At 50.9% G+C, this 21,504-nt stretch carries 35 protein-coding genes; 30 read left to right on the forward strand and 5 right to left on the reverse strand.

Annotation, left to right across the window (positions count from 1 at the left end):
• Nucleotides 1-700: 700 nt before the first annotated feature.
• Nucleotides 701-865 (forward strand): hypothetical protein, encoded by a 165-nt coding sequence (locus M1F25_RS22185; protein WP_032427622.1) that lies wholly within the window; start codon nucleotides 701-703, stop codon nucleotides 863-865.
• Between the two features lie 85 nt (nucleotides 866-950).
• Here the strand turns inward: M1F25_RS22185 and M1F25_RS22190 are convergent, their stop codons facing one another.
• Both M1F25_RS22190 and M1F25_RS22195 read right to left on the reverse strand, forming a co-directional pair.
• Nucleotides 951-1,385: a hypothetical protein gene (locus M1F25_RS22190; RefSeq protein ID WP_004201092.1), complete on the reverse strand. Its 435-nt coding sequence runs from the start codon at nucleotides 1,383-1,385 to the stop codon at nucleotides 951-953.
• Between the two features lie 17 nt (nucleotides 1,386-1,402).
• On the reverse strand, nucleotides 1,403-2,518 hold the full coding sequence (locus M1F25_RS22195; RefSeq protein ID WP_000946104.1) for a phosphoadenosine phosphosulfate reductase family protein: 1,116 nt from the start codon (nucleotides 2,516-2,518) through the stop codon (nucleotides 1,403-1,405).
• 267 nt (nucleotides 2,519-2,785) lie between these two features.
• Here M1F25_RS22195 and M1F25_RS22200 point away from each other — a divergent pair, with 267 nt between their 5' ends.
• From M1F25_RS22200 to M1F25_RS22285, 18 genes are all read left to right on the forward strand, one after another.
• The gene (locus M1F25_RS22200; protein WP_000849069.1) at nucleotides 2,786-3,394 is read left to right on the forward strand and encodes a hypothetical protein; all 609 of its coding nucleotides are present in this window, start codon (nucleotides 2,786-2,788) and stop codon (nucleotides 3,392-3,394) included.
• Between the two features lie 4 nt (nucleotides 3,395-3,398).
• Nucleotides 3,399-3,920: a hypothetical protein gene (locus tag M1F25_RS22205; protein ID WP_000393783.1), complete on the forward strand. Its 522-nt coding sequence runs from the start codon at nucleotides 3,399-3,401 to the stop codon at nucleotides 3,918-3,920.
• A 2-nt stretch (nucleotides 3,921-3,922) separates the two neighbouring features.
• Nucleotides 3,923-4,444, forward strand: coding sequence for a hypothetical protein (locus tag M1F25_RS22210; RefSeq protein ID WP_000648873.1), 522 nt, complete (start codon nucleotides 3,923-3,925; stop codon nucleotides 4,442-4,444).
• A 96-nt stretch (nucleotides 4,445-4,540) separates the two neighbouring features.
• Nucleotides 4,541-5,014, forward strand: a complete 474-nt coding sequence (locus M1F25_RS22215) for a hypothetical protein (RefSeq protein ID WP_000057876.1) — start codon at nucleotides 4,541-4,543, stop codon at nucleotides 5,012-5,014.
• 10 nt (nucleotides 5,015-5,024) lie between these two features.
• The gene (locus M1F25_RS22220; RefSeq protein ID WP_001370730.1) at nucleotides 5,025-5,318 is read left to right on the forward strand and encodes a hypothetical protein; all 294 of its coding nucleotides are present in this window, start codon (nucleotides 5,025-5,027) and stop codon (nucleotides 5,316-5,318) included.
• A gap of 4 nt (nucleotides 5,319-5,322) precedes the next feature.
• Nucleotides 5,323-6,177 carry a hypothetical protein gene (locus M1F25_RS22225; protein ID WP_000539391.1) on the forward strand — a complete coding sequence of 285 codons (855 nt, stop codon included), beginning with the start codon at nucleotides 5,323-5,325 and terminating at the stop codon, nucleotides 6,175-6,177.
• Nucleotides 6,177-7,136 carry a S49 family peptidase gene (locus M1F25_RS22230; RefSeq protein WP_000829617.1) on the forward strand — a complete coding sequence of 320 codons (960 nt, stop codon included), beginning with the start codon at nucleotides 6,177-6,179 and terminating at the stop codon, nucleotides 7,134-7,136. The genes M1F25_RS22225 and M1F25_RS22230 overlap by 1 nt, the downstream gene beginning before the upstream one ends.
• 15 nt (nucleotides 7,137-7,151) lie before the next feature.
• Nucleotides 7,152-8,012, forward strand: coding sequence for a DsbA family protein (locus tag M1F25_RS22235; RefSeq protein WP_004201087.1), 861 nt, complete (start codon nucleotides 7,152-7,154; stop codon nucleotides 8,010-8,012).
• Nucleotides 8,013-8,045: 33 nt separating this feature from the next.
• Nucleotides 8,046-8,474 carry a hypothetical protein gene (locus M1F25_RS22240; protein ID WP_000591076.1) on the forward strand — a complete coding sequence of 143 codons (429 nt, stop codon included), beginning with the start codon at nucleotides 8,046-8,048 and terminating at the stop codon, nucleotides 8,472-8,474.
• Nucleotides 8,475-8,531: 57 nt separating this feature from the next.
• Nucleotides 8,532-8,891: a hypothetical protein gene (locus M1F25_RS22245; protein ID WP_000422769.1), complete on the forward strand. Its 360-nt coding sequence runs from the start codon at nucleotides 8,532-8,534 to the stop codon at nucleotides 8,889-8,891.
• Nucleotides 8,891-9,337, forward strand: a complete 447-nt coding sequence (locus M1F25_RS22250; RefSeq protein WP_000919343.1) for a hypothetical protein — start codon at nucleotides 8,891-8,893, stop codon at nucleotides 9,335-9,337. The genes M1F25_RS22245 and M1F25_RS22250 overlap by 1 nt, the downstream gene beginning before the upstream one ends.
• Nucleotides 9,334-9,852: a nitrite reductase gene (locus M1F25_RS22255; protein WP_000210757.1), complete on the forward strand. Its 519-nt coding sequence runs from the start codon at nucleotides 9,334-9,336 to the stop codon at nucleotides 9,850-9,852. The genes M1F25_RS22250 and M1F25_RS22255 overlap by 4 nt, the downstream gene beginning before the upstream one ends.
• Nucleotides 9,852-10,082: a hypothetical protein gene (locus M1F25_RS22260; protein ID WP_000972665.1), complete on the forward strand. Its 231-nt coding sequence runs from the start codon at nucleotides 9,852-9,854 to the stop codon at nucleotides 10,080-10,082. The genes M1F25_RS22255 and M1F25_RS22260 overlap by 1 nt, the downstream gene beginning before the upstream one ends.
• Entirely contained in the window at nucleotides 10,069-10,926 is an 858-nt protein-coding gene (locus M1F25_RS22265; protein WP_001167036.1) for a hypothetical protein, read from the forward strand. Before M1F25_RS22260 ends, M1F25_RS22265 begins: the two co-directional genes overlap by 14 nt.
• Before the next feature lie 25 nt (nucleotides 10,927-10,951).
• Nucleotides 10,952-11,143 (forward strand): hypothetical protein, encoded by a 192-nt coding sequence (locus M1F25_RS22270; protein ID WP_001270409.1) that lies wholly within the window; start codon nucleotides 10,952-10,954, stop codon nucleotides 11,141-11,143.
• Between the two features lie 2 nt (nucleotides 11,144-11,145).
• A complete protein-coding gene (locus M1F25_RS22275) occupies nucleotides 11,146-11,673 on the forward strand; it encodes a thermonuclease family protein (protein ID WP_004201083.1) in 528 nt (175 codons plus the stop codon).
• A gap of 57 nt (nucleotides 11,674-11,730) precedes the next feature.
• The gene (locus M1F25_RS22280; protein ID WP_001043046.1) at nucleotides 11,731-12,003 is read left to right on the forward strand and encodes an HU family DNA-binding protein; all 273 of its coding nucleotides are present in this window, start codon (nucleotides 11,731-11,733) and stop codon (nucleotides 12,001-12,003) included.
• 88 nt (nucleotides 12,004-12,091) lie between these two features.
• Nucleotides 12,092-12,385, forward strand: a complete 294-nt coding sequence (locus tag M1F25_RS22285; RefSeq protein WP_001239998.1) for a hypothetical protein — start codon at nucleotides 12,092-12,094, stop codon at nucleotides 12,383-12,385.
• Between the two features lie 26 nt (nucleotides 12,386-12,411).
• Here the strand turns inward: M1F25_RS22285 and M1F25_RS22290 are convergent, their stop codons facing one another.
• Nucleotides 12,412-12,714, reverse strand: a complete 303-nt coding sequence (locus M1F25_RS22290; protein WP_000124640.1) for an XRE family transcriptional regulator — start codon at nucleotides 12,712-12,714, stop codon at nucleotides 12,412-12,414.
• Between the two features lie 4 nt (nucleotides 12,715-12,718).
• On the reverse strand, nucleotides 12,719-13,069 hold the full coding sequence (locus M1F25_RS22295) for a type II toxin-antitoxin system RelE/ParE family toxin (RefSeq protein WP_000270043.1): 351 nt from the start codon (nucleotides 13,067-13,069) through the stop codon (nucleotides 12,719-12,721).
• 162 nt (nucleotides 13,070-13,231) lie between these two features.
• Between M1F25_RS22295 and M1F25_RS22300 the strand changes: the two genes are divergently transcribed.
• The 4 genes from M1F25_RS22300 to M1F25_RS22315 all read left to right on the forward strand — a co-directional run bounded on the left by M1F25_RS22300 (nucleotide 13,232) and on the right by M1F25_RS22315 (nucleotide 15,160).
• Nucleotides 13,232-13,780 (forward strand): hypothetical protein, encoded by a 549-nt coding sequence (locus tag M1F25_RS22300; RefSeq protein ID WP_001061573.1) that lies wholly within the window; start codon nucleotides 13,232-13,234, stop codon nucleotides 13,778-13,780.
• Nucleotides 13,781-14,120: 340 nt separating this feature from the next.
• Complete coding sequence (locus tag M1F25_RS22305; protein WP_000343597.1) at nucleotides 14,121-14,315, forward strand: hypothetical protein; 195 nt, start codon at nucleotides 14,121-14,123, stop codon at nucleotides 14,313-14,315.
• 10 nt (nucleotides 14,316-14,325) lie between these two features.
• Nucleotides 14,326-14,697: a hypothetical protein gene (locus M1F25_RS22310; protein ID WP_000516918.1), complete on the forward strand. Its 372-nt coding sequence runs from the start codon at nucleotides 14,326-14,328 to the stop codon at nucleotides 14,695-14,697.
• Nucleotides 14,690-15,160 carry a hypothetical protein gene (locus M1F25_RS22315; RefSeq protein ID WP_001281821.1) on the forward strand — a complete coding sequence of 157 codons (471 nt, stop codon included), beginning with the start codon at nucleotides 14,690-14,692 and terminating at the stop codon, nucleotides 15,158-15,160. The genes M1F25_RS22310 and M1F25_RS22315 overlap by 8 nt, the downstream gene beginning before the upstream one ends.
• Before the next feature lie 14 nt (nucleotides 15,161-15,174).
• Here the strand turns inward: M1F25_RS22315 and M1F25_RS22320 are convergent, their stop codons facing one another.
• On the reverse strand, nucleotides 15,175-15,510 hold the full coding sequence (locus M1F25_RS22320) for a hypothetical protein (RefSeq protein ID WP_000683477.1): 336 nt from the start codon (nucleotides 15,508-15,510) through the stop codon (nucleotides 15,175-15,177).
• 96 nt (nucleotides 15,511-15,606) lie between these two features.
• On the opposite strand from M1F25_RS22320, the gene M1F25_RS22325 reads away from it, so the two are divergent.
• From M1F25_RS22325 to M1F25_RS22355, 7 genes are all read left to right on the forward strand, one after another.
• Complete coding sequence (locus M1F25_RS22325; protein WP_001273096.1) at nucleotides 15,607-16,095, forward strand: DUF1643 domain-containing protein; 489 nt, start codon at nucleotides 15,607-15,609, stop codon at nucleotides 16,093-16,095.
• A 2-nt stretch (nucleotides 16,096-16,097) separates the two neighbouring features.
• On the forward strand, nucleotides 16,098-16,595 hold the full coding sequence (locus M1F25_RS22330) for a hypothetical protein (protein ID WP_000062185.1): 498 nt from the start codon (nucleotides 16,098-16,100) through the stop codon (nucleotides 16,593-16,595).
• A gap of 561 nt (nucleotides 16,596-17,156) precedes the next feature.
• Entirely contained in the window at nucleotides 17,157-18,089 is a 933-nt protein-coding gene (locus M1F25_RS22335) for a hypothetical protein (protein ID WP_000434070.1), read from the forward strand.
• A gap of 73 nt (nucleotides 18,090-18,162) precedes the next feature.
• Nucleotides 18,163-19,626, forward strand: a complete 1,464-nt coding sequence (locus M1F25_RS22340) for an AAA family ATPase (RefSeq protein ID WP_004201081.1) — start codon at nucleotides 18,163-18,165, stop codon at nucleotides 19,624-19,626.
• A gap of 61 nt (nucleotides 19,627-19,687) precedes the next feature.
• The gene (locus M1F25_RS22345) at nucleotides 19,688-20,080 is read left to right on the forward strand and encodes a hypothetical protein (protein WP_000018404.1); all 393 of its coding nucleotides are present in this window, start codon (nucleotides 19,688-19,690) and stop codon (nucleotides 20,078-20,080) included.
• Nucleotides 20,081-20,128: 48 nt separating this feature from the next.
• Nucleotides 20,129-20,323 carry a DUF2997 domain-containing protein gene (locus tag M1F25_RS22350; RefSeq protein ID WP_000757530.1) on the forward strand — a complete coding sequence of 65 codons (195 nt, stop codon included), beginning with the start codon at nucleotides 20,129-20,131 and terminating at the stop codon, nucleotides 20,321-20,323.
• Nucleotides 20,324-20,367: 44 nt separating this feature from the next.
• Nucleotides 20,368-21,501, forward strand: a complete 1,134-nt coding sequence (locus tag M1F25_RS22355; protein ID WP_223369384.1) for a hypothetical protein — start codon at nucleotides 20,368-20,370, stop codon at nucleotides 21,499-21,501.
• The last annotated feature ends 3 nt before the right edge of the window (nucleotides 21,502-21,504 follow it).

The raw sequence follows: 21,504 nt of genomic DNA on the forward strand, positions 1-21,504 counted from the left end.
GCCCACAAGGAAAGACCGGAAACGGAATGCCTCCGCATATGGGGGAGCTGCACGGATAGAGCGAACGTGACCCCAGATGCTTCGTGGGCTGAGGCTCGATATATGGGAACGTTGCACGGTAGTTGCAAGCCGAGTCTCAGTATCGTGCAAGCGTAAGCCACGACGAAGGATAAGTGCCATGCTGCTCCAGTGGTTCCCGTAGAGTGGTTCCCGTAAGGTATTGATAGTTAAAGGGTGAGGATGTGGGGGACCTGCACGTTATGAGATTTGATATGTGGGTACGTTGCACGAAAGCAGGTTCTGAACCTCTCGATATATGGGAACTCTGCACGATTGACGAAGCAGAACAAAGATTGACAGATCAGGACAAACCTAAAAAGGCAGTCAAAATGACTCCAATAGTCCATAAAGTGATCGTGCTCACATAAAAAGAGGCCAAAAGTTATCCACATTTCCTGTGCATAAACGGGGTTTTGGTATGTGGGAGCGCTGCACGATCACATGTGGGTACGCTGCACGGAGCAAAAAACGACCAAAATTGATATATGGGAACGTTGCACGTTAAGAAGAGAATATATGGGCTGACTGCACGTATAACCTTAGACATGTGGGAACACTGCACGAACACCAGTTCTGATATGTGGGAACGCTGCACGAAAGCTCTGTTTTGTAAGGATTTTGTGGAAAAAAAAGGGGTTCCGTGTGGATAACAGTGGATAAGATCCAAGGGTATGTGGGGGCGTTGCACGGCAACCTATGGGTTCGCTGCACGGCAACCTATGGGTTCGTTGCACGGAATAAATATGAAAATGCCAGCAATATCAATGCGTTGAATGACAACTCAGAGCGCCTAACCTGTTTTTAACCGCTTTTAATCCTTTATACAAAGATCTAAAGATCTTTATATTTATCCTTTTGATCGCTGAGCAAAAAATAATCAACACTGTTTTTTAGAGAAAAGTCTCGTATGCAAGGCCGAACAGGACGAGTATCACTAACAAGATAAGCATCGACAGCACAAAGTAACCAGACTCGTACACCACAGCTTTGATCACAGAAACGACGCTGATCGATCTTCCAGAGATCCTCCCGATGATCCAGTGAAACGCAACGAACGAACCAAGCCCACAGATCAGCACCACCGCTACGGAGACAAGTGCATGTTCCCTCAGGACAGACTCACTAAGGAAACCATACTGCATCCCCATCAATACAAGCCTGCCAATGCCAAACCCCAGACCCAATGCAACAGCTCCACGAACCAGCACAACCTTCAACGACTGGAGCCATGTCAGTTCAAGATCCATCCCCTTACGGGAAGACCGACGCACCAGCACCATAGATATGCCCAGCCCCAAAAACACCAAAAAAACAAAATCCAACATTACCACCTCTGCACAAATCAATCAGAACCACAGGCCTCTCGGCCAAATGCGCCACCAGGGAGAACCCACTTCTGCCCCTCCGGCACAAAAATCGGGAGCGTGTAATCCTCTCTGGATACCTGCTCCAATGCCTCAACATCACTAATCTGTATCGGCGCAACAGCAGAACCTAAATCTATTACGTCGATTTTTTTTCTTGATACCGTCACACCAAAGGTTTGTTCATACTGAGCAATCTTCCCAGCTCGTTCAGGCCAGTAGTGACGGATAGTGGACCAGATACGCTGTGAGTTGTAGATGCAGGTCATACACGAAGACCGGCTCCAACCAAGGCGATAAGGGACTGGGGCCAGAATGCGGTGACGCTCGATTACTTCCCATACCTCTTCCTCAGTCCAATGAAGAACGGGCCTCCAGGCATCAACTAACCGTGCAGTCTTCCCATATCTTCTGTCACAGGCATGAGCCTCAAGCTGGTTGTACTTGGATCTGTTTGCACTTTCCTCCCGGCGCTCACCAGTGATGAAAAGGATCTTCTTCCCCTTGAAGCGCTCCTGGTTATTAAGAGCTCTGCGGCCAACATCGATCTTCAAGGCTGATGAACACCACCTTGTTTGGAGTGATGGCGATTGCTGAGGGAAACGAAGGCGTGTACCAGGCTTAGAGCGCTTATGGTCTCTAGGCAGCACCAGAAGCCCCTCAGGCGTCTCTACACGATGGGGGTGGCTATAGGCATTGTCTTTGAGCATTTCGCCCTCAAAGCCGCCCTCAAGCCACGAGAAGTACATTGGGACACCCAGTTCTTCCCCGAGCTGACGACAGTAATCACGCATGAAGGCCCAATCCATCAACGAACTACCTTCCTGACCATCAACATCATGGTGCCAGAACTCCACCTTTGACTTATCAACACCCATGTCCACCAGCCGCAAGTACGCAGCAATCGAGTCCTTGCCTCCAGACAGGCAAACAATGATGTGGTCGTACAAACTCAAGTCCACATCCGGCGCTGAGAAGTACGTTGTTCTATCGTCACAACGCTGACTGGAAGATATACCGGTAAGAACCGACTCCAGTGATGGCAACACCACCTGGTCATCGAACAAATCTCCTTGGTTTTCTCGTCTCAACATAAGTCGCTCTTTTTTCTTTACTGGGTTGTTTTTATGATTTACAGTATTATAAAATGATGCTGTGAAAAGTAAAGTTTTCAGAACGACCAGTCACTCAGGAGAACTTGATAAGCACCAGAAAGCAATCTAAAGGTGGTTTTTCGGTGAGGTTAGTTCAGGGGCAACCTGTCTTGCTGATTGAAAATCATCAAGAAGTGGTTTTTTGGTGTGGTTACGGTTTGAGGGGGTGAGTATGTGGGAACGTTGCACGGTTAAAGGGGGCCGCACATGAAAACGATAAAGCGGTTCATCGTATGGGTGAATTACGGTCTTGAGGGTTGGAGCATTTTCGGATCGAGCGATGACTGGGATGAAGCGGTATCCATCCGTTCGGAAGCGATAGACGAATGCAATATTGATGAGGAAGACATCATCTTGGCAGAAAACAAAAACGAGCTGGTGGTAAAACCTGCGGCCAAGCAAATGACGGAGTGGCACCGGGAACTGGAAGCCGTCCTTATGACCTTGGATGACTGCCAGATGGAATGTGACGGCATGACATGGGCAGTAAGCCACCTACTCAATGACGCGGGTGTACCTCATGACTGCATGTATGGTTTTGTGCGAAACGAACAGACCAAGGACATCGTGACACCGCATTTCTGGGTTGTCCTGGATGATGGGTGGTTGGTGGATCTGAGGCTACGCATGTGGCTTGGCGATCACGACAACATTCCTCACGGGGTATTCCATCCCGATAACGAGCCAGGATTTTTCTACAAGGGAGACCCCGTTCAAAACCATAAAGGGATGAGACTGGGCAAAGCCGTCCTGGACATCATGACCGACGGAAAAATTTCACATGTGAAAGTTCCTGAACGACAAGACGGAGAGTAATAGCGTGGAATTTGATTACGACAAGTCAGTATCAAACGCACATCTTGAGGCCGCAGGCTGGGGTATGGATGCCTTTAATCACTCCAACCCATTTGAGAGCCATGTCATCTATGTGCGTGACTACCGCAACGATCACATCCGCCTGTTCACCATCAAGAAGGCTGACTTCGACACGATAAAGCTGCCGCTTCACCTTACCTCCGACATGCTGGCTTCGGTGATCGCTGAGTTCGTATCGAAGGCAGCAAAAGGGAAGTTGAATACGAAGGAGTCCGATACGCTGGCTCCTGCCTTGGTTGGCTATGCCAAATCAACAGAAACCTACCGGAGCTGGCGGAGAGTGTCTGGAACAACAGAGCGATTGCATATGGTCATCAATATCTACGCGGGTTCTGGATTGCTGAGACCTTTCATCGCTCGGGCTCCTGAGACCGTCCTGACGACCCAAGAGCTACTGGTCTTCTCATCACAGGTTAAGAACATGGATGTATCCAATCATCCAGAGTGGTTTAGGGGCCTGAGGTAGTCATGAAGGCAGTTCTCTGGATATTCGTCCTTATCATTGCACCTTTCGTCATTGCGAAAGTGGACCAGTGGCGCAAACGCGGCATTGGAGACACCTGGGCGTGGTGGAAATCAGAGAACATGCCTTATGAGCTGCGCTCGGCCACTCTGTTTTTATCCGAACAGGACATATCAACCACACAGCCGGTGCCCATGCACGGCAGGGTTGATCAGGTGTACAAAGCCAAGAATGGGGTTCTCATTCCCTTGGACACCAAGCTGCGCCAGGTAAACCACATCTATGAGTCGGACATTATCCAGCTCTCGGTTTACCGGGTAATTCTGTCACACAAGTACAAGGCACCCGTTGCCAAGTACGGCTATGTCCGAACCGTTGTTGAGACAGCGGACGGGGATAGAGTCCGTTACATCAAGACAAACCTTCTCAGCGAAAAAGAAGTGGTCAAGTTGTGGCACCGCTATCAATCCATCCGTTCTGGTCAGGTAAAAACCTCCTGTTCCTGTGGCGGAAAGTTTCACATGTGAAAGTTCTGGATTGAATTAGGGTTGCCCGAATTGGGCAGCTAGGCGGGGTTGCATTTTTGAAAAGTCCTGTACGCTGGTTGGTATAGGAGGTGAATAGTGGCCCAGCTTAAACATAACCGCTTCGTCATGTTGGGGTCCTTGGTAGCGACGGTCGTAGCTGCTGCGAATGGCTTGAGTTTTCTCACCCTTATGGCTGGTGGAATGACCCTTATCCAGTTCATGGCTTGGAAGCAACAAGATGCTGTCCGTAGCCGGTTTAAAGCTGCGAAGGATGCGTTTGAAGCGTTGAACGTTATTGCGTTCGACAAGCACTGGGTAGGTTCAACCGCGACGGTCGCCAAAGTGTCGAACATGATCACTCCGCCCGAACGACTGGATAAGCCCTGGGCGGTGCAAGTTCTGGCCGTAACCAAAGGTGGGACGTGGTTCGCAGTGGATCTGCAAGTGACCGGCACTGACAAGGTTCAGATGCTTAGCCTCCACCAGCTTAGTGAAAAGGCGGCAAAGACCATGCTGGCCTTCGACCTCGAAGTGTATGAAAAATTTTTCGGAAAACCTGATGTTGCATGAGGACAATGTGATGGAAAAAGTCAAAAGCGTAGATGCCGTGGAGTTCACGGCAGCAGATAAGAAGGCGATGACCCATGCGGCATACGCCCAGTGTTTCTTCATTCTGGCCCAAGTGATGGCATTCCCTTCCCTAGGGGTGGCTGGCGCTATGGTTGCTGCTCTGTGCGGCATGATGCCGTGGTTGACCAAGTTCGCCAAAGAGGCTCCATCGAAAGCCTTTGGCATGGTGATGGCTTCACTCTGCCTTGCTCCTGTGTACGGGAAACTCTGTGAGCTGGTGGTCCACGCGATTCAGGGAGCTTGAGCTTATGGGGGTAGTACGAGTTCCCTACCTCTTGGCTGAGCTGAAAGAACGCGGATGTGCTGATGAATCTGCTCTGGCGCAGGTTATGCAGCCTGGATGCCGAATTGGAGAGGAAGACCTACGGAAGTTGGCCGCAAATTTAGGGCTTGAAGTTTCTGAGCTGGCACCAGCGCCAGAGAACGCGGCCAACACCCGGTTCAAAGCAAAGCTGAGAGGAGGTTTGGCCTCCTTTCTTTTTGAGTACGACGGCTGTTTCCGACATGCCGAAGGCTCCAGCCATGCAGAAATGTTGGGTATCGAGCAAGAAGACGATATTGGTCTTCCGAGTCGAGCTGCTGACGCCATGCTCCTGGAAAAGATGCTTTACCAGGTAATCGCTCGGGCTAAGTACATGCTCGGCAAAATCGACAGCAAGTTTGTCAGGTCAGAACAAGCAATCGAGTTCCGTGAGCAACTTGCTCCTGGGATCTTCAGGCCAGGGTACAGAGGTTTCCGATTCAAGGAGGCTGCCGCTGGTGATTTGCCTACAGTCATGATTGACGGTCGGAAGTTCAATTGCGTTGCCAGTATAGCCAGAGCGCATGGACTTGATCCGGTAACGGTGCGTAGGCGCATTGCGGACACAAGGAAGGCCGCAGACAAACTCTCCAATGATGAGTGGAAACTCATCCTCGCCAAGAAAAAAGGTAAAGGGAAACCCTTCACCTATCTGGACAGGACCTACAGCAACATTGCCCAGTTCTGTCGTGAGCATCAGCTCAACACCAACCTTGTTTACCAGAAAGTCAAAGACCGGGCTGATAGCGCTGATGAAGAGTTCTGGGGACAGATAATCGAAACATGCAAAAGGAAAGACTAATGGCAGAAAACAAAGAGATCCCCTGGGAGAAAGAGCTCATTGAGAAGTACATGTTCACCCTGCATAAAGAGCAGGTGAAAGACCGGCGCTGGCGGACCATGTTGCGTGTGCTTCGCGCATCAGGTTTCGTGCTTCTCATGATCGGCTTCATCATTTTGGCATCTAATCCGGGTGGGATGCCGTGGCAAAGCGCCAAGGCTGGAGCCCCTCACACCGCGTATATCAACATCCGTGGTGAAATTGCTGCTGGCACACTGGCCGATGCTGATCACCTTATCCCGTCCATCCAAGCAGCATTCGACAACCCGAATTCACAAGCTGTCGTGCTTCGCATAAACAGCCCTGGCGGTAGCCCGGTTCAAGCAGGACGGATTTATGAAGAAGTGAAGGCGCAGCGAGCCCTTCATCCGGAGAAAAAGGTCTACGCCATCATTGATGACATCGGTGCCTCTGGCGGTTATTACATCGCCTCTGCTGCGGATGAAATCTATGCTGACCGCGCCAGTCTTGTCGGTTCTATCGGCGTCATTAGCTCAGGGTTTGGATTCACCGGCTTGATGGACAGGCTCGGCATCGAGCGCCGGGCAATCACTTCCGGAGAGCACAAAGCGCTTCTCGACCCATTCTCCCCTCTTACCTCTGATATGAAGAAATTCTGGGAGGGCGTTCTATCGAAAACCCACCAGCAGTTCATCGAACGAGTGAAGGCTGGGCGGGGTGATCGACTGAAAGACGCCCCAGAGGTGTTTTCTGGATTGCTCTGGAACGGGGAGCAGGCCAAAGAAATTGGGCTGATTGATGGCCTGGGGAGTTTGAACTCCGTGGCGCGAGACGTCATCCACCAGAGCAACTTGGTGGACTACACACCAACCGAAGACATCATCCGGCGACTGACCCAACGAGCGAAGCTCGAAGCCAGTTCCTTCGTGCAAGAACTCAGCGCTGTGAAAGTTTACTGATAGGAGCAGTTTGACATGACAGAACAAAGTACCAAATCACTACGTCTCGGGGTTTTTGCCGCCATTATTTTGGGGCTCGTAGGAACCGGGTTCGGAATCTACCAGCTCGTGAAAGAGAAGGATCTGGCGCAAGAGATCGCCAACGTGAAGTTCACGGTCAACCAGGTGAAAGATGCCGAAGGCGTCACCTTCAAAAGCAAGGCAGAGTTTGAGGCTGCTGTGGCCGAAAGCATCAATAAGTTTGTCGCGCAGAAACAACAAGCCGACATCGATCAGAAGTATGCCCAGTTCGAGGCGGCACCTGAAAAGGTCGAAGACGGCAAACACATCTATGGGGACCTTGGTGCCCGATTCACGCTGGTGGAGTTCTCTGATATGGAGTGCCCCTTCTGTAAGCAATTCCACGACACGCCCAAGCAAATTGTGGATGCCAGTAAAGGCAATGTGAATTGGCAGTGGAAGCACATGCCTCTCGACTTCCATAACCCGGCAGCTCACAAGGAAGCGTTGGCCGCTGAATGTATTGCTGAACAGAAGGGCAACCGTGGCTTCTGGGTCTTCGTGAATGAGATTTTCCATCACAGCAAAGGCAACGGTGCCGGTGTTTCTGACTTGGCCTCTGTTGTCACGGGTGTTGGTGCTGATCTGGATGCTTTCCGTGAGTGTCTCAGCTCTGGCAAGCACGAAGATAAAGTTCAAGCTGACATCCAGAAAGCCAAGAGTTACGGCGTTAATGGTACTCCAGCAACCTTTGTTGTAGACAACCAGACAGGCAAGAGTCAGCTACTCGGTGGTGCTCAACCGGCACAAGCCATCATGGCGGTGATGCGAAAAATGATGATTGAGTCGCAACAAGACGACTCAGCGAACCAATAAAAACTTTCACATGTGAAAGTGGAGTGAGAACTGATGATCAAGATTACAACTAAATTGGGGTGCCTTCTGGCGGGGCTGCTTGTCCTGTCGGCTTGCTCAAGCGTCCCTCAGACAAGCAACGAATACACGAAAGCCCTGGATGATACCAAACAGGTATGTGCTGCCTGTGCTCTGGTTGGTAATGACCTGCTGGTTGCCCTCAACAAGTCATGCGACAAACCCATAACCCCGGAGACTCTAACCAGCGTCATGAACAGTAACTCGATGTTTGCCGCCATGATGGCAATTAACTCCATTGGTGGAACCGACCTTTATCAGGTTTACCGTGATGCGGCTATCGACACCCTGCGATGCAATGAGATGGACACTTGGCCTGAACGGACCAAGGTGCGTTTCCAGCAGCCCGACATGCAAAAGGCGCTGGCCTTGAGGGTTTCTGTCAGACAGCAGAATGCAAATTAACTTTCACATGTGAAAGTCAGGTCCCTCAGGGGCCTGATTTCACTATGAGGTGTACCAATGGAGTTACAAGAAGCAAAAAATGCTCTCGATAGCCTTCACCCCCACAAGGCCTCAGCCCCTTTGAGGCTTGTCATCCACCAGCCTGGAGGGATTGGTGGAACCCCTACCGTAGGGGTGAAAGCAATTCATGCTGGGTTTGATTGGGACAGCAACACCATCCTGATCTACCCGGAAGAGCAGCTCACCCGGTTGACGCCGGATGAGGTCGCCGCCATCACGAAGTCAGTATCGAAGGGACAGTCCTGGCATTCATATCAGCAGTTCAAGAAGTATCGGGAGCAGTTGGCCGAAGCCACGGAGGAAATTAATAGGCTCAGGGCTGAGCTGGGCAGGTATCAGAATAACGGGAGGGGGTAATGCTAAAACGCGGAATTATCAATCTCGCTGCTAGTTACATCATTGTTGATGCCCTACTCCGGAATGCAGCAATTTGGATCTTTGGCTTGTCCTTCTCCATTGGTGGCACTTACGTCGCTGGCGAGGCCAGTACATGGGGCGTTTACCTAGCCACTTCTGGTGCAATGACACTCTGTTCTGTCGTAACAGCCTACCTGCTCGTGACCTATCACCGCTGGGGGCTGATGACGGCCAGGGTCTGGCTGCTATTGAGTGCCTGCCTAAACGGCTATGCCGTCTATTTGAGCAGCCACAACATCCAGTTGGTGGTGGCACTGCTTTCCAGCCTGTTTATTGCTTTGTGGATGCTCAAGACCCTTGAGCAACCAGCAGTGAAGGGGACGTACAAGGTAATCGCTGATCTTCACCGTCAGCTATGGGGAATGTTGAAGGGACAAACACAATGACGACGAATACTCAAAACGCGAACGCCAACCAGGTTCGGTCTTTACGCGACATGCTTGTCCCCGCCCTGTTGTTCTATGTGGTGATGACGGCCATGTTTGTGGGTCTTGACGCATTCATGGATAAACCCACCAGCATGAACCTGCCATTTATGCCGTTCCTTGTCTCGATGGTGAGTTTTACCAGTGACGCACGTCGAGCGTGGGACTGGCGGAACGGGACCAAGGTTGTGGCCGTATTGACTGCGGTAGCCATGCTGTTGGCATTCATCTATCAACTCGCGGTCGGAGAGGTAAATCTCTTAGGGGTTGGTATATACCCGGCCACAGCCATCCTTCTGTTGGCAATCACCTGGGTGATTCGCGCTATCGGAAAGACGGCTCCTTTCCAGTTCCTGGGGAGACACCTGGCGCGGTTTGGTGCATCGAAGTGGGTCCAGCGTACCGCCGCAGTCATTGTGCTCGCGGGTGGCCTTGCCATCACTGTCTATGCCTACTGGCTTAACCACGGGAGCTGATGATGATCATTGCAACGAAGAGCGGCTTGCTGGTGGCCGCAGAACTAATCAAGGAAGAGGCCGGGTACTGGCTACTACAGCCTCGTGACCAAAAGACGCCGGTCAGAGTGAATAAGCAAGATGACAATAAACGCGCTTTCACGCATATGGGAGACGCCCTTCGCTGGGCAGGTGATCCTGAGCTTGCAAAGCAGTTCGATGCCGAGGGGGAAGAACATGCAAATTCGTGACTACATGACAAAGTTGTTTGAAGCATTTGGTGATGTAGAAGAAGTCACCCGAGAAATGCTTCTGGAGCAGGCGGAGCTCATTCATACGATCAGCGATAAGTGTCAGAGCACAGGCCTGTTTCTGGATAGTCAGGTTCGTTTCAACCAGTTCGTTCAAGAGATTGAGGCTGACGACAATGTAGAGGATCGGTTGCTTCATGCTTGGTGCTGGGTAATGGACCGAATAGTGAAGGCACCAACATCCTTTCACATGGATGGGGCTGTGATTTTGACAATGCCTCTGGTCGCCAGATACCTGCCACCAGTTGAACGGGAGCCGGAAACCATCGTGGTGAATCTCGATGAGGACTACAAGGCTCCTGTAGGCAACCAAACACTCTGCGAGCTCATTATGGAACGGAGGCATTGGCCGCAAGGTGCAACGTGCGCGACCCAAGAAGCGGATGGTGAAATCCTCTACTGGGACGCCCCGGTTCAGGTAGTAGAGGAAGGCAGAAAGGCCGCTGGCAAGCATGGCATGATGGCTGAAATAGGATTAAAGCATCAAGTAGACTTTTGGTTTTCTGACATGGCCGAAACTCGGCTCGCAACCGATTGGAACACCGCCGTCATCACACCTCACTGCTTGCTACTTTCCTATCTTGATGTGCTCCAAAAGAACAAAGTGCCGTTTGATGAGGGGGTGCGGCTCGCTGCCGAATGGGTAACGCAACTTGGTGGGGAGTCTCGTAAAGATACCGAGGAAGAGCCGGAAGCTGATGCTACGGTGCTTTCCCTTGGGCGAGCCACAGCTCATTGCTTTAAACCTTATCCGGACACACAAAATTTCTATTACGAGGCCTAAGCCTCACCCAAACAGGAGGATCAACATGCGATACCAGGTATTTAAAACGAAGGAAGGGGGCCTGCCGGTGTTTACTGCACCGTGGTACTGGTTGGCCTCTGCCATTGCTCACTGGTCATCTCTTAACTGGGATGCCTGTCGAATCGTAGACAGCAAGGCGGATAAAACAATGCTCTGCTGGGCCAAGGCTCTACCGGCTGCAAAAAAGATGGAGTGATTATGAGGTTCGGTTTTGCAAAAAAGACGGGGATTTCAGCGTTCCTATCAGCAATGCTGGTGCTGGCTCCTCATGTGTGGGCAGAGACCTTCACTGCAAAGGTTGTGGGGGTGTCTGATGGTGATACGGTCAAAGTGCTAACGGAACAAAGCTGCGATACCGGAAAAGACTGCCGGAGTGGCAAGATCCAGTACCGAGTAAGGCTCGCGGAGATCGATACTCCAGAGAAAAAGCAGCCATACGGCTCAAAGGCGAAGCAGGCCTTATCAGATCTGGTGTTTGGTCGAATGATCAAAGTGGAGCAAATCGACAAAGACCGTTATAGCCGCCTGGTTGCCAATCTCTATGTCGATGGCAAATGGGTCAATGCCGAAATGGTCCGTTCTGGGAGTGCGTGGGTGTACCGGCAGTACGCCAAAACACCGGAGCTGTTCAAGCTGGAGACCGAGGCCAAAGCCGATAAGCGAGGTCTCTGGGCATTACCGGAATCGGAGAGAACTCCCCCTTGGGAGTGGCGAAGAAAGCACTAACCACACCCCAGAGTATGCAGGTGTAAACAGTAACCAAGAAAACAAACAGGAATAACGATGAACAAAAGCGAACTGATTATGAAAGTGGCCGAAGACGCTGATATTAGCAAAGCAAAGGCCGAAGCTGCGGTAAATGCGCTGATCAACTCAGTGAAAGAGGTGCTTAAAGCGGGTGGGACAGTAGCGCTTACTGGGTTTGGTACTTTCCACGTTAAGGAACGCGCAGCGCGAACCGGACGGAATCCCCAGACTGGAGAGAACATCCAGATCGCGGCGGCCAACATTCCTGGGTTCAAAGCTGGTAAGGGGTTGAAAGACTCCGTGAACTAGATCTTAATCATGTGACACATGAATAAGGTTTACATAAGGCTCCTTTCGTGGGAGCCTTATTCATATCAGACATGAATAAGGGGGCGGAATGAGGTTGTCGTCAACTCAAAAGGACGTTTTGTTCATTCTATACGCAATTGAGGCCGGTGGAAAAGCCGAGCCTGTACCAGGTGTAAAAATACTGGAGATGATCAACTCAGCTCGCCAGAGCGGTATTCATGGAACGAACTTCCGAACGTCATGCCACACGCTGGTGGAGAATGGCCTGTTGAACAAGTACCGGAATGCTTCTCTAAAGCTGGCCTTTAGGCTGACCGACGATGGCAGGGAACGTGCAGGAGAGATATACCGCAAACGGCTGGAGGAAGTGCAAGATAAGTAATACGCCCCATAACGGGGCGTATCGAGTTAAACGGCAAAGCCGTAGTGGGTGCCGTCCGGAAGTTCAACATCGAGGCGTAGCTTGCCACCGGAGGCCTCAACGTACCGCTTAATGGACGACAGCTTGAGATCTCGTCCAGGTTTTTCCATCTCGGAGACTGTCGGCTGTCTCACACCCAGAGATGCAGCAATTTCCCCCTGGGTAAGGTTCATGCGATCACGAAGCTCTGCCAAGTGGATGTTCAGTAACATCTCAGTGGCCGCTTTCTGTGCTTTGGCAACAACCTCAGGCTTTTCTGTTGCCAGCATTTGGTCAAGAGTTCTTGCCATAACGTCACTCCTTCTTCAATTTATCCAAGTGCGCCGCAAACTCGCGGTCTGCAATTGGGATCATTACTTCATAAAACCTTTTCTCGTCCCCGGTCTTGTTACCGGCGCAGAGAAGAATCCCCTTACGCTTTGGATCGAACGCAAAGAATGCCCTGATAGGATCTCCTTTGCTTTGGACCCGCAGCTCTTTCATGTTGCTGTAGGATGAACCGTTAACAGTATCCGCGTATGGTCTCGACAGCATGGGACCTCTATCTCGCAGCACCATCATCGAAGCCAGCACGTTGGCTCTATCGGTATCATCCAGTGCATCGAACCACTCATCAAAGGTGTCAGTTGTCTCGATGACCCACATGGTTTCTCCTTACTTAATATAGGTGCAATCCTATATAGATTCAAACCTATAATCAAGAAAAATCGGCGGCTATGGGGGACGAAATGCCGGTAAGTAGTCATGTGACTAAAATAGGGGGTAGAATAGGCCTCAATATAGTCATGTGACTAAAAGGTGTACTGAATGAACAACCTGCCCCTACTGCTCGACGCAAGAGAAGCCATTGACTACTACCACCAGCATCCAGACATGACTGATGCAGAAAAGGCCTATGTGGTCGCGTTCCTAAGCGGAGAGGGGCGCTCAAACAGTCAGATCAGAGAGGAACTGGGGATTGAGAAGGTATACACGGTTACACACCTGAAACGCGCCGGTACGCTGTCGGAGGAAGAGCTCACACTCTGGCTCAGAAATCCACGCAAGATCACCCTGGGACATGTGAGAGCCGTGGCTAAGTTACCTATCAGCAAGAGAGAAAAGCTCCTGAGGGATCTCCTGCATACCAGGACACCGGTTCATACATATGAGGCGATAGCGAAGGGCAAAGAAGTGGATAGGGATGCTGACATTAAGCGTCTGGAAACCCTGATGAGCGATGCGACGGGTAGGCCCATCAAAATTCGCTATAACCCCGCGAAGCGCTCCGGGGAGCTGACGCTGGGATTCTTCACGCTCGATGACCTGGATGACGTGTGCAAGGCTCTGGGGTTTGATCCAAGCGAGCAGATGTAAACCAGAAAACTTTCACATGTGAAAGTCTTGCAAGGTGTCTTTTTATTGTTTACAGTATCATAAAATGAATCTGTAAAGGTGCGCGATGAATGTGCTTCCAACGAAAAGCTGGCCTTGGGCGTTATAACTCAACCAGACCTGAGTGGCTGGCGGCGTACCGAAACGCAAGATGTATGAGAAGCTCAGGTAAAGAACCTGATGCTTCTCTTTCCGGGATAGCTTGGAAGGCGCAACTCATTGTTGCCCATGAAAGAGGCAGAATTGACAGCCTGGCTGTCCCTTTGGATGCCAGATTGATAGCAAAGAACCTCATCGACGAGATCCTTGCTGAGGAGAACTGATGGACGAAAAAATTACCTACGAAGAAATGCTTGAACAACTCGACCAGAAAGGCATCCGCGTCACCAACGGGGCGAGACGGCTTTATGTCGCGTTGAACAACGGAGTCAAAGCTGAGGTGCTGGGTAACTGCGGTCCCGCCACAATCAGCTTGGTTGACGGGATGATTGTTGTGGAAGAGCAGACTCTCCACTAAGGGCAGCAGCATGGGCAAAAAAGTACACATCATTTGTGGAAAGTGCGGCAGTGACGAGATGAACTTTGTCATCAATGGACACTGTCCAGACGATCCCCAGAATGTTGCCAGTATGTCCTGCTCAAATTGTTGCGAACTGACAGGCATAGCCGAGTGGTCGGAATTTAATGGACGTGAGCTGAAAGGTGAAGCCGTCGCCCTATCAACACCGGCAAACGTGAATGCTCTTCTAGGATTGCTTCGCCAGGCGATGGACAGCGTTGAGTATCGCCTCTATGGCGGGGGCATGTCATTGAGCGGTAATGATGCTGCCGAACTCATAGACCTCCAGGAGCGAGCTGAGAAGGTCTTGTCTGTTCTTCGGAGTGATCAGCATGAGTGATTTATACGAACCGCTTGAGTTTGTGTTCTGCGGCTTTAGGAAAGGGGACGCTGGGCTCTTTATCTCGGTAGCCACTTTGCGCGATGGTGTTTTAGGCCGTGAGATGTATTTCTCAAAGGGAAAAAGCAAAAGGCGCTGGGTTGTCGGTGGCATTTACTCAGGGGCCTCGTTTTCGGACAACGGAGCAAAAGGTCTGGATGATGCTCATTACGTTAAAGCATGGGAAGTGCAAGGCGACAAGATAGAGTGGCAAGCAAAAAGCGAGCAAGCCGAAGCCTTGGCGCGAAGCGAGAAACTTGAAGCCGACGATAGGAAGCGCAATGAACTCGAAGAGCTGATGCTACCCATCAGGAAGCAATATGGGGCATTAACAAAGCGACGTGATAGGGCAGGGGCCGCAGCTCTTGAAGAAGCTGTCCTGAGAGCGCTGAGAGCGCCCATCAGGAAGGCTGAGGAGAAATAACCGTGGAGCCAGTCTTAGCTAAAGCATTCGCCGGTTTTAAAGTCGTAGCTGTAAGTGCCCATCAGATTGGCTTTTCGGCTTTTTTTGCCATTGGTGTTTGCTGGCGCTTTAGGGGTCGCAAGTACGCCATAGAACAGGATACCAACAAGTGCCGCTTGCCACGCGAAAACAGCAACCAGAATCCAAAAAGCAGCAGCCAGAACCGGCAGTTTGTGCAGAAGGTTGAGCACCGGCTTGGCCCAAATCACTGCCGGGATAGCCAGCACTGCGTAACCCCAGTTGGTTGCCTCAAGCATAGCCAGGCCAAGAACAACAACAGCCATCAGCGCGATATTCAGTACATGTTTCATGGTCATCTCTCCTTTTCAACTTACACTTTTATCCTATCACAGCATTAAAAAATGCAACTGTGAAAGGGCGTTTTTCATTCAAAAAGAGGTGACACTTTGAGTGCAATTATCAGCAAGTGCGGCATGTACAGATACCGTCTGGAAAGGGATGTGCAACCCGAAGGCCTTGTGTTCGGTTATTTTGGTGTAAACGGCTCTACGGCCACGGCCACCGAGGACGATCACACGGTCAGAAAGTGGATAGGGTTTACCAAGGTCAACGGAGGGAGGCGATTCATAGTCGGTAATGCTTTTGCTTTTCGGGCGACCGACGTTCGAGAGCTGGCTACGGCGGTTGATCCTGTCGGGCCTGAAAATGAAATCCACTTGGAAAGGATTATTCGGGATGCTGATGTCTTGGTGCCCTGCTGGGGGAGCCGAACTAAGCTGCCTAAGTCTTTGCATGTTCATTTGGACAGGCTTTTAGAGCAGCTCGTTGCATCTGGGAAGCCGGTATTGGCATTTGGCGTGACTGGTTCGGGGGACCCGAAGCACCCACTAATGCTTGGATATTCGACAAAACTTGTGCCCTGGGGAGGAAAATAATTATGTCGATGCTTGAAGCACGTTACTTCGTGGCAAAGATAAGCGATGCACAGGCCGTGCTCTGCGATGAGGAGCTGGCGACACTGGAAAGGCTGATCCGGAAGGTTGATGATGGCCGCAGAGCAAATGGCAAGAGCTCGCTTACTTGCGTTGTTGTCGAAGAAGATTGGCCGAACTGGCAGCAAACGGTTGACTCTGTACTTTCACTTGCTGACGGGAAAGACAACGATTGGACCAATGCCACACCAGAACAAATCAAGGCCTTTTGGGTCGATGACTCAGTTTGGAAAACTCTGGATGGCCGGGATAAATGGATTGAAGATCTCGACCTGCTGGTGGACGGTTCCCCGGTGGCTTCTGAGTGGGAACCTTTTGGCTTGGAATCAGGGCAGTCTGTCGTCATACGAGGCGGATGGATAGAAGGGAATGCCTTGAGTGATGATGGCGTACCGCTAGTGCAGGCATTCGTCGCTTGGAAACAGGGCCAAGACAACCACTAAAGGAAAATTACTTCGGAAGGGCGGCTATGGCCGCTTTCTTTTTAATATTTACAGTATCACATAATGATACTATGATGTTGTTAATTTACTTGGGGAGGCGCTTATGCTCACTGCTAAATGTATAGGGTGCGGATGCACCGATGATCACGCTTGTGTTGAAAACGGTCAACCGTGTCACTGGCTTCGCGTGAATAGAGTGGAAGGTATCGGGGTCTGCTCTTCGTGCCCGGATGCTCTCAATCAATTCGCATCGACCAGCCAGGAACAAGCAACTGGACAGGATGACTACCGGAACAGTCCAGAATGGAAGGATTTTTCATCACGCATTGGTAATGCACTATGCGGGGGCCGGAGCAAAGCAAAGTAAGGTAAAAACGGCTATGCCGTTTTTTATTTGTCTATTACGGCATCACATTATAAGCCTGTAAATGCTGAATCTGTAATTGCCCAAAATGGGCGTGAGCAGGGGCGGGGTGTGAGGTCGTTCTAAGGCAAAATACTTTGTACTGGCAGAACAAAGAAAGAATGAACTTTCACATGTGAAAGTTTTTGGGGTACGGGATGGAACAAGCAATTCAAAGTTACTTGGCTGACGACCGGCAATATCAAGACAGGATTACCGCAGCTCTCAGCCAGGTTGAAGAGAAAGGTGCAGAGTACGAAGCTCTTTGCCAACAGCGTGCTCAGTTGGGGATCTGGCAAAAAATTATAACGTTCTGGCAGTTTCGTCGAGACATCGCCGTTATACGTTCAGCACTAAAAGGCCATAACAGCGATTTGCGGTATTTGCGCCGTGGGAGAGACCAGCTCAAAGAGGGATTGGTTTCTCGGGCCGTGAAGCAAGCGATTGACGGTAGCCAGATTCTGGAACGAATCACCCAAGCTCAAGATAGGCTTGACGCCGCATCTCGACTCCACGAGAGCAACAAGCGACTGGTGGACATGGGGCAAAAAGCCTTACGTGAAATCAGTGAGGCCTCTTCCAGTATTTCATCAGCACAAACAATGGAGGTTCTCGACCTTGTGACTGACAACAAGGGCATTTCCGTCATGTCGTCGATGTCAAACTCCTCGGCCAGCAGTGAAATAGACGATGCGAAGAGAGCTGTGAAAGCCTTCGCAAATGCGCTGGGGGATCATCGTGACATTGTGGGCTCACTGCACCACTCAATGGCAACTGAGTTTATCGATCTGGGTATGGACTTTGCCGGTTTGAATGATGGTTTCGACTTTGGGAGCGTCTTCTCGCTGTTCAGCTTGTCGTCTGCCAGTTCCTCTCTGGACAAAGTAGAGTCTCGCGTTGAATCTCTGATGCCAGATCTAAGACGAGCCGCCTCCAATTCGGCAGCAGAGTATGCCCGTGTTAACGAAGAGTTCTTTGGCCTAAAACAACAGGCCTGTTGCCAAGTGCATGAGTTGCTGGTGACAAATGGTATAGACGTGTCAGTCAAGCGCGTTGAGTCCGCCGTGAACAGCTACAGAGTTGGAAGGTGATATTTACAGCATCATAAAATGAACTTATGATGTGAGGTGATCAACAAGTCGAAATTTATTTAAAGGATAAGCGATGAGCGATATTACACAGCAAATGGACAAACTTGAGATTCCAATCAAGTTGTCCTTTCCAGTCATCAACGTTAGCACTTTTGAGCTGGGCCGTGCAGAGAGCGTTTTCTCTGACATTGCAAAGAAAGTCGGCAAGCACTTTATTGTGATGCCATTCAAGAAGCTGCCCGATCCAGGCACGATGAAGGCAATGGTGGACGAGTCCAAGAAGTCCTCCAAAAACGGTGTTGTCGTGTTCGACACTTTCTTTTTCGACCGACAACGTGCAAACCCGGAAACACTCCCAGCCCTCAAGTCATCACTGACCTATCTGGAGAATGAGGGGATCAACTACATCATCGCTGGCAAAGACGTCTTCAATGAAGAGTTCGTTTATCACATCGATCTCCCGGCTATGAGCAATCAGGAAATCCTGAAACTGCTCCAGACCTGTGAAGATAACGTGAAAGATGGTGGAGTCTTCGAGAGCAACGAACGTGCTGTCATCGCAAACCACGCCCTGGGCTTGTCACACACCCAGATGAAGAACGTCTTCACCTATTCCGCTTACTTGAAATTCAAGGGTGAAGAATACCTGGGCGAGATCCGAAAAGAAAAAGCTCACATCTTGCGTGATGTCGGCCTCGATGTGCTTGAGGCCATTGATATTGGGAATGTCGGTGGGCTCGAAAACCTCAAGGAGTTTCTCCAGATACGTAAAGCCGGTTGGGACAAAGACCTTCCGGTAAAAGGTGTCCTTCTGGCCGGTGTACCTGGTGGTGGTAAATCGCTGACGGCAAAAGCCGCTGCCGGTGTACTTGGCACTACCTTGGTTCGCCTGGATATGGGCCGTTTCTATAGTAAGTATCTCGGTGAAACCGAGCGCCAGTTCAATCGTGCATTGCAGACCATTGAGCAGATCGCACCCGTTGTTGTGTTGATTGACGAGATGGAGAAGTTTTTTGGTAATGCCGATGGCGAACACGAAGTATCCAAGCGCCTGCTGGGCTCTTTCCTCTACTGGCTTCAAGAGCGCAAGGAGAAGATCTTCATTGTGGCGACGGCCAACCGGGTTCAGTCGCTGCCTCCTGAATTGATGCGAGCTGGCCGCTGGGACCGAGCATTCTTCATTGATCTGCCAAGTGTGGCTGAGCGCCAGAAGATTTTCGAGATCCACCTCGCCAAGCAGAAGGCCAACATCGCCGCGTTCGATATGCCTACGCTACTGCGTACCACCGAGGGATACACCGGGGCAGAGATTGAACAGGCCGTCATTGACGCGATGTATCTGGCGAACGCTCAGGACAAAGAGCTCAACAATGAAGCGCTGGTGGATGCGGTCACTCGCATTACCCCGACCAGTGAAACTCGCCGAGAAGACATCAACCAGATTCGCAGTTTGCGGGATCAAGGCTTCTATCCGGCCAATAACTTCGATGTTCAAGAGCAGAATGGCTCTGGACGAAAACTCGCCATCGAGGACTAAGCGATTAACTTTGTCATGCCGGAACACGGCATGACCCCCGAAACAACTCAGGAGTGATGAGATGAGCCATATCGTAAAAGGCAAGGTGCAGGTCGCCTACAAAGACAAAGAGCTGCTGTTGAAGGCTCTGGAGGGAGTTGGCGTCGTTGTTGAAAACGAAAAGCTATACCGCGTGGGCGCTGGCTACACCTTCGAGAAATACCCGATTGTTCTGATCGACCAGAACAACAAGGAGCACCGGATTGGCTACAAGGAAAAAAACGGTGTTTGGGAGCAGTACCAGGAAAACTACGGCTCTTATGGCCGCTGGACGCAGCAGGCAAGCAGCAAGGTGCAGGATCGCTACATTGCCTTCCACTACGAGCAGCAGTTGAAAGAGGAAGGTTTCAGCGTGACGGTGAAGCAGCATCACGATGGCACTTTGGAACTGGAAGCTGAGGAAGCTGTTTGGTAATAGCGCCAAGGCAATCAGATTAGTTGAACTTAACGACGAGGTGACAAAGTGAAAAAGGTAAACATCAAGATCAAGGGCGGCAAGATTGCTGCCGATTTCACGGGGTTTCAGGGTAAGACCTGTGAAGCGCTGGAGCAGCGTATTCGCCCGGAAGAGCTCGAAGTCGAAGAAAAAGAGCTGAAACCCGAGTACCACTTCAATGCTGGTCAAACCCAGCACGAAACGGAACAGAACGAATGGTGATGAGAAGGACAGGGCGCGTCCCCCTTCTTTTGCTGGTTGGTCTCATGGTCGCAGCTCCTGCGGCCTTTGCCAGTGACTTTGTGACTGGCGTAATGGTGGGGCAAATGCTCTCAGATGACTCAGGCAGCAAGAAGGTAGAGGACACTGGCCCGGAGAGCAAAACGGTCATTGATTACCATGACGGTCAGCCAGTTGTGACCAAAGTGGAGGCCTTCAAAAGCAATAAATGGCGCAAACTGGATGGCCCTCAGGGCGGCTATTTTGTTTGCCCAGGTGAATACCGTAGCTATTCGGGAAGGCTGCGTTGTCGCGTCCATGATGACGGGCTCAATGGCTTTATGGGCGGTATGACTGATGCTCAGGAGCTACCGCTCCAAGAAGCTCTGACCAAGTTGGAAGGTAAACCCATCTCCCTGCAAACCATTGAAGTCCACGGGAACAACCTGGCAGTCAAATACCAGTTAGCACCACCAGCACAAACGCACGTCAAAACTCAGGACCTGGGGGTGGTTAAGCAAGATGGTGAAATGCAGAAGGTTGCCAGCCAACCACCAGCGCTATCCATAGAGACTGCACCAAAGAGTGAACCTCCCAAGCAGATTGGTGCTGCACAAGACACCGACCGCAATACCAGTGCGTTTCAAAGTCCGTTCGAGGAGGTAAGTGACTCCATGATCGGTCTAATGGATAGCTCTTTCGTCAAAGTCATAGCGGGGTTGATGCTGGTGTTTGGGGTTGCTAGTGGAATTATGAGGCAGAGCCCATCAGGAATTGTGATGGGGATAATGCCTGCAATTATGATCATGACCGCGCCAACGGTTATTCGTACCATGTTCGATACAGGCGCGGCCAGTACCAAGCCAGTGGAAGATAGCGGAAGCTCATTTCCTTTCTTCTTGGTGGCAATAGTGCCGGTGCTGATTTTCTTTGCCTATAGAGCTTTTATGAACAACCGGAGCGACTCCGAAATTGATGAGTTGTTAAGAGAAGCCCGACGTGCTGAAAGGGCTGAACGACCAAGCAATGAGCCTCCCTCAGTGGATGAACTCCGTGAGCGCCAGCAACAAAACCCAGAAAGAGAACCGGTGGTTGTCAGCTCATCAGCTCCGGCACCAAAGGTGCAAAAGGAAGAGCCAATCGAAGTACAGCCAGGCAAGCGCAAAATTATTTTGGATTAGTGG

It is taken from the genome of Providencia sp. PROV109 (genome assembly GCF_033681625.1).
Classification (GTDB): Bacteria; Pseudomonadota; Gammaproteobacteria; order Enterobacterales; family Enterobacteriaceae; genus Providencia; species Providencia hangzhouensis.

Bases quoted from the DNA above. Each gene is read 5' to 3' on its own strand.
- M1F25_RS22190 (WP_004201092.1), bottom strand. From the start codon at position 1,385: ATGTTGGATTTTGTTTTTTTGGTGTTTTTGGGGCTGGGCATATCTATG.
- M1F25_RS22195 (WP_000946104.1), bottom strand. From the start codon at position 2,518: ATGTTGAGACGAGAAAACCAAGGAGATTTGTTCGATGACCAGGTGGTG.
- M1F25_RS22200 (WP_000849069.1), top strand. From the start codon at position 2,786: ATGAAAACGATAAAGCGGTTCATCGTATGGGTGAATTACGGTCTTGAG.
- M1F25_RS22210 (WP_000648873.1), top strand. From the start codon at position 3,923: ATGAAGGCAGTTCTCTGGATATTCGTCCTTATCATTGCACCTTTCGTC.
- M1F25_RS22220 (WP_001370730.1), top strand. From the start codon at position 5,025: ATGGAAAAAGTCAAAAGCGTAGATGCCGTGGAGTTCACGGCAGCAGAT.
- M1F25_RS22225 (WP_000539391.1), top strand. From the start codon at position 5,323: ATGGGGGTAGTACGAGTTCCCTACCTCTTGGCTGAGCTGAAAGAACGC.
- M1F25_RS22230 (WP_000829617.1), top strand. From the start codon at position 6,177: ATGGCAGAAAACAAAGAGATCCCCTGGGAGAAAGAGCTCATTGAGAAG.
- M1F25_RS22235 (WP_004201087.1), top strand. From the start codon at position 7,152: ATGACAGAACAAAGTACCAAATCACTACGTCTCGGGGTTTTTGCCGCC.
- M1F25_RS22240 (WP_000591076.1), top strand. From the start codon at position 8,046: ATGATCAAGATTACAACTAAATTGGGGTGCCTTCTGGCGGGGCTGCTT.
- M1F25_RS22245 (WP_000422769.1), top strand. From the start codon at position 8,532: ATGGAGTTACAAGAAGCAAAAAATGCTCTCGATAGCCTTCACCCCCAC.
- M1F25_RS22250 (WP_000919343.1), top strand. From the start codon at position 8,891: ATGCTAAAACGCGGAATTATCAATCTCGCTGCTAGTTACATCATTGTT.
- M1F25_RS22255 (WP_000210757.1), top strand. From the start codon at position 9,334: ATGACGACGAATACTCAAAACGCGAACGCCAACCAGGTTCGGTCTTTA.
- M1F25_RS22260 (WP_000972665.1), top strand. From the start codon at position 9,852: ATGATGATCATTGCAACGAAGAGCGGCTTGCTGGTGGCCGCAGAACTA.
- M1F25_RS22265 (WP_001167036.1), top strand. From the start codon at position 10,069: ATGCAAATTCGTGACTACATGACAAAGTTGTTTGAAGCATTTGGTGAT.
- M1F25_RS22270 (WP_001270409.1), top strand. From the start codon at position 10,952: ATGCGATACCAGGTATTTAAAACGAAGGAAGGGGGCCTGCCGGTGTTT.
- M1F25_RS22275 (WP_004201083.1), top strand. From the start codon at position 11,146: ATGAGGTTCGGTTTTGCAAAAAAGACGGGGATTTCAGCGTTCCTATCA.
- M1F25_RS22280 (WP_001043046.1), top strand. From the start codon at position 11,731: ATGAACAAAAGCGAACTGATTATGAAAGTGGCCGAAGACGCTGATATT.
- M1F25_RS22285 (WP_001239998.1), top strand. From the start codon at position 12,092: ATGAGGTTGTCGTCAACTCAAAAGGACGTTTTGTTCATTCTATACGCA.
- M1F25_RS22290 (WP_000124640.1), bottom strand. From the start codon at position 12,714: ATGGCAAGAACTCTTGACCAAATGCTGGCAACAGAAAAGCCTGAGGTT.
- M1F25_RS22295 (WP_000270043.1), bottom strand. From the start codon at position 13,069: ATGTGGGTCATCGAGACAACTGACACCTTTGATGAGTGGTTCGATGCA.
- M1F25_RS22300 (WP_001061573.1), top strand. From the start codon at position 13,232: ATGAACAACCTGCCCCTACTGCTCGACGCAAGAGAAGCCATTGACTAC.
- M1F25_RS22305 (WP_000343597.1), top strand. From the start codon at position 14,121: ATGGACGAAAAAATTACCTACGAAGAAATGCTTGAACAACTCGACCAG.
- M1F25_RS22310 (WP_000516918.1), top strand. From the start codon at position 14,326: ATGGGCAAAAAAGTACACATCATTTGTGGAAAGTGCGGCAGTGACGAG.
- M1F25_RS22315 (WP_001281821.1), top strand. From the start codon at position 14,690: ATGAGTGATTTATACGAACCGCTTGAGTTTGTGTTCTGCGGCTTTAGG.
- M1F25_RS22320 (WP_000683477.1), bottom strand. From the start codon at position 15,510: ATGAAACATGTACTGAATATCGCGCTGATGGCTGTTGTTGTTCTTGGC.
- M1F25_RS22330 (WP_000062185.1), top strand. From the start codon at position 16,098: ATGTCGATGCTTGAAGCACGTTACTTCGTGGCAAAGATAAGCGATGCA.
- M1F25_RS22335 (WP_000434070.1), top strand. From the start codon at position 17,157: ATGGAACAAGCAATTCAAAGTTACTTGGCTGACGACCGGCAATATCAA.
- M1F25_RS22340 (WP_004201081.1), top strand. From the start codon at position 18,163: ATGAGCGATATTACACAGCAAATGGACAAACTTGAGATTCCAATCAAG.
- M1F25_RS22345 (WP_000018404.1), top strand. From the start codon at position 19,688: ATGAGCCATATCGTAAAAGGCAAGGTGCAGGTCGCCTACAAAGACAAA.
- M1F25_RS22355 (WP_223369384.1), top strand. From the start codon at position 20,368: ATGGTCGCAGCTCCTGCGGCCTTTGCCAGTGACTTTGTGACTGGCGTA.